This is a genomic window from Okeania sp. SIO3I5 (assembly GCF_010672085.1).
Classification (GTDB): domain Bacteria; phylum Cyanobacteriota; class Cyanobacteriia; order Cyanobacteriales; family Microcoleaceae; genus Trichodesmium.
On sequence record NZ_JAAHHT010000130.1, the window covers coordinates 1 to 8,991 of the forward strand.

Below are 8,991 nucleotides of genomic sequence, written 5' to 3' on the forward strand. Positions count from 1 at the left end.
ATAATTAATAATTAATAATTATTAATTATTAATTACCTCTCCTTGAAAAGAAGAGGATTGACTAATCATGAAAATTTTTTCTTGTTTCTCCTTTCTCCTTAAAAGGAGAGACTTTAAACCTTGATAATTCGGTAAATGTGTGAAGTTTTGGAGGTGATAGGAGAGGTTAAAAGCAGGAAAAACTAATACTAACTGACTAATAATTGTCAAAAACAGACTTTTAATCTTATCTCAAGTAACATTAATTAACCGCAATGTAGAGACCTTTCGCTGCGCGACATGAAACGCATTTTTGTTATGCAAGGTCTCTACGAGGTTGGGGAAAGATTGTTTATTACAGTTATTTAATGAGACATGATATTAGTAAATATTTGACTATTGAAGTATAGCATTACTTTTGGTGATTGGTATAAAGCTTCCCCTTTTTAAGGGGATAAAAAAAATATTTAATTCAGTATTTCAAGCCTCCGACTTTAGTCGGAGTTTCACTGATAACTGATATCATGTCCGCTGGTATCGTTGGTGTAAACTCAAGGGTGAATTTTACCGGAAATTTAAGTTTTTTTCTGGCTCTTAAGTATTCCTGCCAGTTAAGTGTTTCCTCCTCCCTCCTCCCTCCTCCCTGTTCCCTCCTCCCTGTTCCCTCCTCCCTGTTCCCTGTTCCCTACCTTTGCTATACAATACCGATGCTACCGGACATGATATGATAACTGAAATGACCTCTCCCTTTGAGGGAAAAGATAATAAATTAATATGTGAATGCTGAATGCTTACTTACTAATTAAATTCCACAAATAACCATCGGGAGCAACAAAAGAAAAACTCTGTTCGCCAAATTCATTATTAACAATATCTGTAATTTTCGTTGCTGCTGAATTTTTAACTCGCTCAAAATAATATTTGATATTACTAACTCGATAAGTATACAAAGACATTCCTAAACAACCTGGTTGTGACTGCTCAAAACAAGACTGCAACTTAATTTCTTCCGGAAACCGAATAATATACATTCTGCCAGATCGCGCTTCCTGCCAATTTGTGGAAGAGCGCGGATCGTCAAAAGTTGTAACTGTAAACTTTTCTCCTGGTTGTAAATCAAAAATTTGTCTTGCTGCTTCCGAACTTTCATAAGAAGTTTCCGAGTTATCGCGCGATCGCAACAAACCCAAAACATCTTCATAAAACTGCAACGTTTCCTTACTATCATCTTGTACGATCATACCTGCATGAGTAAATTGACTTGTTTTCAAAGTAGAGGCATGATTAATTTTGCCATATTCAGGCACTGTGTAATTGAAACGTTGAAACAAAACCTGGCGCGTCAATGGTTGCAACAACATCATTTCCCGCACTCCCACTGCTGGATCGAAAAATGGGCGCCCTTTATCTGTTTTGTAAATTATTTCCCATTGGGGAAAAGTGCATTTAATTGGCAAACCTGTTAAGTAGGCATCCTCAGCATGGTTAAGAATATTCAAAACATCGGTAGTTAAAGTTGTCGCCCAACGGTTGCCCAAAACTCTCATGGATGTCATTTCTAAACCTTCATTGGTAGGTTTTTCCCAAACCATGAGGCGAATTAAACCATGATCGACATTTTGATGGTAGAGTCGAATGGAGCGCAAATTAGAATTGACTCCATATAAGTTGTTAACTGTAGGAGCAGTTAATTCTCCTGTTTTGCCAATGCGATAACCAAATTGTTGCCAATATTCAATCATGGGCATTGGTTCGGTGATACCGATGCAAACTTCGTAGATACCTTCGATAGTGGGATTTTGATTCATCGTTTTTAGCGCTGTTTGTAGTTTTGCTCTAGCCCCTGCTATAGTCAGGATCAAGCCCAACTACGAGCAAAAATTCGAGCTAAATGTAAGATATAATATAATAAATTATTTGATTTGTCATTGCGAGTGTAACGGAGTGAAACGTTTGCGGAGCATTCCGGAACGGAAACCAATCTCAAAGCTATACCATCCTCTAAAGCATCCCGATGTATCCAGATTTTATCTGCGATCGCTTCTATATATCAAGGCCATGAATTTGTACATCATTCTCGCATCCCTGAGTAATTAATAAAAAATTATTCCTATCCTCACTAATAATTCAACGACATCGTAAGTCTCCATAAGCATAAGGAATTTCTGTATATTCCTGAAGTTGTCTATAATAATTAATAATTAATTATTAATAATTAATAATTGTTGAACGTATGGTGATAGAAGTCTTTAGCTGGCATTAATTCTTTTTGTTGAATGGATAAATCAATCTATCAATCAAGGGAAAAGTGGGAGCATCTTGCTCCCTTGCTAGATGTTGCTTATTTAATAAACATCTTCAATAATCAATTCTTTCCCCCCTACTCCGTACTCCCTACTCCCTACTCCCTCTTTTCAATAATTCATTTGTCCGCTGACAACAAATATTTCTTTTTCTCTACCATTGCGTAGAATTTTGAACAGCAATTTTTCACCTACATCACCATTTTCAACTTTCCTCTGTAACTGTTCAGCACTAATTATTGATTGATTGTCAATTTCGACAATTACATCTCCTATCCGCATCCCCGATCTTTCTGCTGGAGTATCAGACAAAACTTTTGTTACTAAAACTCCTGTTACTTCTGGCAAAATTAAAACAGAATTAGGATCGCTATTATTTTCTTTAGCAACTTCTGGAGTTAGAGTAATCATCTGAATCCCAACAAAAGGATGAGGTACTTGTTCTCCACGAGCTAATACATCTTTAATTTCTTTAGCTTTATTGATCGGAATAGCAAAACCAATACCCATAGCATCAGGTCTAATTGCAGTATTAATCCCAATTACTTCACCCTGATCATTCAACAACGGACCCCCAGAATTTCCTGGATTAATTGCTGCATCAGTTTGAATAAAATCTAATCTTTTATCAGGAATTCCTACTGCCGAACTAGGACGTTTCAAGGTACTAATAATTCCTAAAGTAACAGTGTTATTAAATCCTAGAGGATTTCCGACTGCTATTGCCCAATCTCCTACCTGTACTAAATCAGAATTACCTAAAGTTGCTACTGGTAAAATTTCACCTTTTGTCTCAACTTTAACTACTGCTAAATCTGTAACTGTATCTGTTCCCTTTACTTCTCCAATAAACTTTCTTCCATCATTTAAACTGACAGTAACTTTGTCAGCTTGATCTACTACATGAGCATTGGTTAAAATTATACCTTTCGAGTCAACAATAAAACCAGAACCTTGACCTTTTAATAATTCTTGGGAAGGTGGTTGAACCCTAAAATTGTCATCAAAGAAGCGGTTAAAAAAAGGGTCTTCAAAAAAAGGATTAGTTGGACGAGTAATTAATCGCTCCGTGTCAATTCTAACCACAGCTAAACCAACTTTATTGACTGCTTCTGTCACAAAGCTATTACTCTTTCTAGTATTGATATTTTCTGGTATAGCTTGCAATGCTACTAACTGAGAATTCCATAATCCTTCAAATAGTCTTGGAGTTGCCATTGCTGGTACTGTTGGTAGACAAGCAACTATAACAGTAAAAACGATAAAAATGGCCAATAATTGAGAAATGAATTTGGTAGTTATTCGACAAAAATTTAACAATCTCATAGCATTAACATTTGATTGACTAAGTTAGTAGGTTTGGTGTTACAATATAGCTAACAATCCTATATTATACTATAAATTTATGGTAATATCTGACCAACAAAAAAATCAGCCAGTTAATGATGTAGTTGAGACAGATTTAAATTCTGAACATCACCATCATTCTTCTACTCATCCTCATGTTCATAGTGAAGAATCTCTACAACGTCTGAGCAATAGATTATCAAGAATTGAAGGGCACGTTAGAGGAATTAAAGCTATGATCAAAGATAATCGTTCTTGCCCTGATGTGTTAATACAAATAGCTGCAGTTCGTGGTGCTTTGGACAGAGTAGCTCGTATGGTTTTGGATAATCATTTATCTGATTGTATTGTTCGGGCGACTCAAGATGGAGATATTGATGTTGAAATTGCGGCTTTAAAGTCAGCTTTAGACCGATTTTTACCTTAAATGAGGGAGTAGGGAGTAGGGAGTAGGGAGTAGGGAATCAAAAATTTCATATCTTGAATTTATTGAATTAAAACTTTGGCAAGAGGTTTCTTAAATGACGAAGTAGGGAGTAGGGAGTAGGGGGAAATAATAAATAGACATCTCCAGAAAAGAGGGAGTAATGAGTAATGAGTAATGAGTAATGAGTAAGTAGGGACGTTGCATAACAAAAATGCGAACGTCCGTACAGAGTAGGGGGAAATAATTGAGGGTTTATACTTGATAATTGATTTGATTTTTGATTTTTGGAGATGTCTAATGGATTTTTTATTATTGGAGATGTCTATAGTCAGGGAATAGGAAGTAGGGAGTATGGAATCAAAAATTTCATATCTTGTGGGTAAGAATTGATTTGATTTTTCATTTTTGGAGAAGTCTAATTAGATATCTCCGATAATCAAAAATCAAATTAATCCCACCTGCCTAAATCATCAATTCTTTCCACCTACTCCCTCTTTTCTGGAGAGATATATTGTGCATCACAGAGTAATGGTGATTAAGATCGCTAAATATTGTAAGTGCGATCGCTTACCGTATTAATCTTATATCACCATGTCACCATAAAAAATCGCTAATACTAGAAATGTATAGTTCAAAGATAATTTTTATGTATCAGGAACCTCCTATTTATCTACTTCCATGTGCATTAGGAGACCTTTTTGCTAATGCTAATGCGACTGGGTACATTACCTTAGCTGATCGTTACGGATTAATGGCCGCCATATTTGATGAGTCTTTGCCAGAAGATGAAAAGTGATCGATCGATCGCTTACTTCGGGCTATTTGTAAAGGACGTATTAAAGTGATTGATGAAATTTCTGCTATGGCATAAAACAATACCTAAAAAATTAGTAAATTTTCATACTCATCAATTATTTAACAAACTTTTATTTTACCATTAGGTAAAGTAGCTTCACAAAAATCGGTTTGGTCTAATTTGGCTTCATTAAGATTTGCATTGGATAAATTAGCTCCATTTAACTTGGCCTTCTCCAAATATGCTTGGTATAAATCAGCCCAAGATAAATCAGCATCTTTTAGATTCGCCTGTCGCATAGTTGCACTGTGCATAATTGCTCCTGATAAATTGGCTCCTGCTAAATTTGCCTCAATTAAATTCGCACTACTTAAGATTGCTCCTCTTAAGTTAGCGTTTTTTAAGTTGGCTTTTTGTAAATTAGCTCCTAGTAAATTTGCTTCACTTAAATCAGTTGCACTTAAATCAGCTTCGCTCAAATCACAACCCGGACATTCATAAGTAGATAATAAACGCTGAATAGTTTTGATCCGTTCTATAGAATTAGATTTAGACTGAGCAAATACTGGAATTATTAACCAAAATACTGTTAATAATGTAGTCGTTAATGTATATACAATTCTCATATTTTACGGCTTGAATAATTAATAAAATTACTGTTGTTACCTTGATTTAGTTAGAATCATATCATAAAAATTACATCTTTGGAAAGGAAACAGGGAATAGGGAATAGGGAACAGGGAATTAGGGAACAGAATAGAATAGAAATCAAGATATCTCTGCTTCATTAGAAGGAAACAGGGAATAGGGAATAGGGAATAGGGAATAGGGAACAGAATAGAATAGAAATCAAGATATCTCTGCTTCATTAGAAGGAAACAGGGAATAGGGAATAGGGAATAGGGAACAGAATAGAAATCAAGATATTTCTGCTTCATTAGAAGGAAACAGGGAATAGGGAATAGGGAATAGGGAACAGAATAGAAATCAAGATATTTCTGCTTCATTAGAAGGAAACAGGGAATAGGGAATAGGGAATAGGGAATAGAATAGAAATCAAGATATCTCTGCTTCATTAGAAGGAAACAGGGAATAGGGAATAGGGAATAGGGAACAGAATAGAAATCAAGATATTTCTGCTTCATTAGAAGGAAACAGGGAATAGGGAATAGGGAATAGGGAACAGAATAGAAATCAAGATATTTCTGCTTCATTAGAAGGAAACAGGGAATAGGGAATAGGGAATAGGGAACAGAATAGAAATCAAGATATTTCTGCTTCATTAGAAGGAAACAGGGAATAGGGAATAGGGAATAGGGAACAGAATAGAAATCAAGATATTTCTGCTTCATTAGTCTGAGAAACCCTATATATTATTCTCAATATCTGTCGTATTTATCCAAGTAAAGGGAACAGGGAATAAGGGATAATATCAATAAATATATGTCTACCTCATTAGTCTAATAAATCCTATATATTATCCTAAATATATGTCGCATTTCTCTTTTGGAGAAGTCTATTAGTTTAATAAACCCTATATATTGTCCTCAATATATGTCATATTTCTCCGAGTTATCAGATAAAAATATTTTGATCTTTTCTATTCCCTTTTCCCTCAAATCTTGAACTTTTCCAAGACTTACACATAACTTGTCTATAATGCCCAAGTTTTATGTTAAGAAAGATGTTTATAAAGCATAGCTTAAAAAGGGGAATGATTTAGATATTATTATTTGGTTTACCAAATAATAATTAACATTAACTGGCTAACAATTAGGGGTGGTGGTGCTGAGGAATGGTAGAGAGAGTGTGGGAGGTGTGGGAGGTGTCGGAAGTGTGGGAGGTGTGGGAGGTGTGGGAGGTGTCGGAAGTGTGGGAGGTGTGGGAGGTGTGGGAAGTGTCGGAAGTGTGGGAGGTGTCGGAAGTGTCGGAAGTGTCGGAAGTGTCGGAAGTGTCGGAAGTGTCGGAAGTGTCGGAAGTGTCGGAAGTGTCGGAAGAAATTACAAAACTTATGTATCTTCGCCATTCCTCAGCAGGACTACCCAATTAGGGAATAAGTTATTTTCCCTGCATTAATAACTTGACAACTGATATAAAATCCGGTTATACAGTAATCGCATTCAAAAATCCTCAACTAAAATATGTTAAGCATGAATACGAATTTAAAAATTTATGCATTTTCATTTCCTTTCTTTCTCCTTACTCCTTACTCCTTACTCCTTACTCCTTACTCTTCAGTAATGCGATAACTAATTACCCGGATTCTATATGAAGTGTCACCAAAGTATAGCATTAATGCATGGAAATTGGTATAAGGCGAAATGTTTTTGGAGCGTTGCTCTAATCCCCGCTACACAAACAGCTAATGACTAATGACTCCTGATTTATGACTTCTGACTTAGTAATGATTAATGTTTCAAACTGGAGCTAAAGTAATATTCTGTTAAATGAGACAAATTAAAGGTATAGGGAAAAATTATGCTAGACATTAGACAAATTCGAGAAAATCCACAAACAGTACAAGAATTACTTAACCGTCGTGGAGAGTATGACTTACAACCAATTCTAGAATTGGATGAAAAACAGCGACAATTAGAAACAGAGCGATCGCAACTCCAAGCTCGTAGTAACCAAGTAGGTAAACAGGTAGGGGAAAAAATTAAATCGGGCAGTGATCCTAAAGGTGCAGAAGTTCAAGCTTTAAAAGATGAGGGGAACCAACTCAAGGCTAAACTTAGCGAATTAGAACCTGAAGAAAAAGAGCTAAAGGCTAAAATAGAAGCTTTACTTTTACCTCTGCCTAATTTGCCTAGTGAGTCTACACCTATAGGTAAAAGTGAAGCAGAAAATATAGAAGTTAAACGATGGGGTGATGAATACATTCCCCAAAATCCTAAAATTATGCCTCACTATGAAATAGGGGAAAAATTAGGCATTCTTGACTTTGAGCGAGGAGTGAAAATTGCTCAAAGTCGTTTTGTTGCTTTGATGGGAGCAGGTGCAGCATTGGAACGCGCTATTATTCAGTTCATGCTTAACCGTCATATTCAAGCTGGTTATGTGGAAGTTATGGCGCCACTATTGGTCAATAGTCAGTCTTTGACTGCTACAGGACAGTTACCAAAATTTGCGGAGGAAAGTTTTAAGTGTGCAGCAGATGACTTGTGGTTGATACCTACTTCGGAAGTTTCAACTATGAATCTTTATCGAGATGAAATTTTAACGGCGGAGCAACTACCTATTTATCATTGTGCTTTTACTCCGTGTTTTCGTCGAGAAGCTGGTGCTTATGGGAAGGATACTAGGGGGTTGATTCGACTCCATCAGTTTAATAAGGTTGAGATGGTAAAAATTGTGCATCCTGATACTTCTGAGGAGGAACATCAAAAATTGGTGGCAGATGCAGAGGCTATTTTGCAAGCTCTGAAGTTACCTTATAGGATTTTAGAGTTGTGTACTGGAGATTTGGGTTTTTCGGCAGCTAAGTGTTATGATTTGGAGGTGTGGTTGCCGTCATCGGGAACTTATCGGGAAATTTCTAGTTGTTCTAATGTGAAAGATTTTCAGGCACGTCGGGCGAATATTCGGTTTAAGGAGGGAAAGAAGAAGGGTACTCGGTATGTTCATGCTTTGAATGGTTCGGGTTTAGCAGTGGGGAGAACTATGGCGGCTATTTTGGAAAATTATCAGCAGGTTGATGGTAGTGTGAAAATTCCAGAGGTTTTGCAATCTTATATGGGATGTGAGTTTTTATAGTTTTGATTGAGTAGGGTGCGCTGTTGAAGTTAGAAGTTGGAACTCAGAAGTCAGAAGTTATTTTGTAATTTCATCTAACTCAGGTATACTACTAGCGGGCAAGATGCCCGCACTACATCTTTGGTATCTTTTTCTGTCTACAACCTGAGCGTTCCGCTGCGCGACATGAAACGCAGCGGAACGGAGTTCTATCCCTTAGAAACAATAATATTTTTAGTTGAATAAAAAGTCATGCGTATAGGCGAGTAACCCCAGTTAACTTTTATAGTATCACAGTTTTTGTGGGGATGCAACCAAATATCCTTTGGCGTGGAAAATTTTTTTAGGAGCTTCACATTTAGGAAAATGTTGGGGATTTTCCACCCTAGGAGGAATGGATAGAA

At 36.4% G+C, this 8,991-nt stretch carries 6 protein-coding genes and 1 pseudogene; 4 read left to right on the forward strand and 3 right to left on the reverse strand.

Annotated features, from left to right (window positions below; translation table 11 throughout):
- Positions 1-770 precede the first annotated feature (770 nt).
- Together F6K40_RS24830 and F6K40_RS24835 are read right to left on the reverse strand one after the other, a co-directional pair.
- On the reverse strand, positions 771-1,787 hold the full coding sequence (locus F6K40_RS24830) for a VOC family protein (RefSeq protein ID WP_293139772.1): 1,017 nt from the start codon (positions 1,785-1,787) through the stop codon (positions 771-773).
- Positions 1,788-2,393: 606 nt separating this feature from the next.
- Positions 2,394-3,608, reverse strand: coding sequence for an HhoA/HhoB/HtrA family serine endopeptidase (locus tag F6K40_RS24835; protein WP_293139773.1), 1,215 nt, complete (start codon positions 3,606-3,608; stop codon positions 2,394-2,396).
- Between the two features lie 79 nt (positions 3,609-3,687).
- Between F6K40_RS24835 and F6K40_RS24840 the strand changes: the two genes are divergently transcribed.
- Both F6K40_RS24840 and F6K40_RS24845 read left to right on the forward strand, forming a co-directional pair.
- Positions 3,688-4,056 (forward strand): metal-sensitive transcriptional regulator, encoded by a 369-nt coding sequence (locus F6K40_RS24840; RefSeq protein ID WP_293139774.1) that lies wholly within the window; start codon positions 3,688-3,690, stop codon positions 4,054-4,056.
- A 646-nt stretch (positions 4,057-4,702) separates the two neighbouring features.
- Positions 4,703-4,927 (forward strand): annotated as a pseudogene (locus tag F6K40_RS24845) (hypothetical protein).
- Positions 4,928-4,971: 44 nt separating this feature from the next.
- Here F6K40_RS24845 and F6K40_RS24850 read toward each other — a convergent pair.
- Positions 4,972-5,478, reverse strand: a complete 507-nt coding sequence (locus F6K40_RS24850; protein WP_293139775.1) for a pentapeptide repeat-containing protein — start codon at positions 5,476-5,478, stop codon at positions 4,972-4,974.
- Between the two features lie 1,169 nt (positions 5,479-6,647).
- On the opposite strand from F6K40_RS24850, the gene F6K40_RS24855 reads away from it, so the two are divergent.
- Both F6K40_RS24855 and serS read left to right on the forward strand, forming a co-directional pair.
- The gene (locus tag F6K40_RS24855) at positions 6,648-6,902 is read left to right on the forward strand and encodes a hypothetical protein (RefSeq protein ID WP_293139776.1); all 255 of its coding nucleotides are present in this window, start codon (positions 6,648-6,650) and stop codon (positions 6,900-6,902) included.
- A 428-nt stretch (positions 6,903-7,330) separates the two neighbouring features.
- A complete protein-coding gene (gene serS, locus F6K40_RS24860) occupies positions 7,331-8,608 on the forward strand; it encodes a serine--tRNA ligase (protein WP_293139777.1) in 1,278 nt (425 codons plus the stop codon).
- The last annotated feature ends 383 nt before the right edge of the window (positions 8,609-8,991 follow it).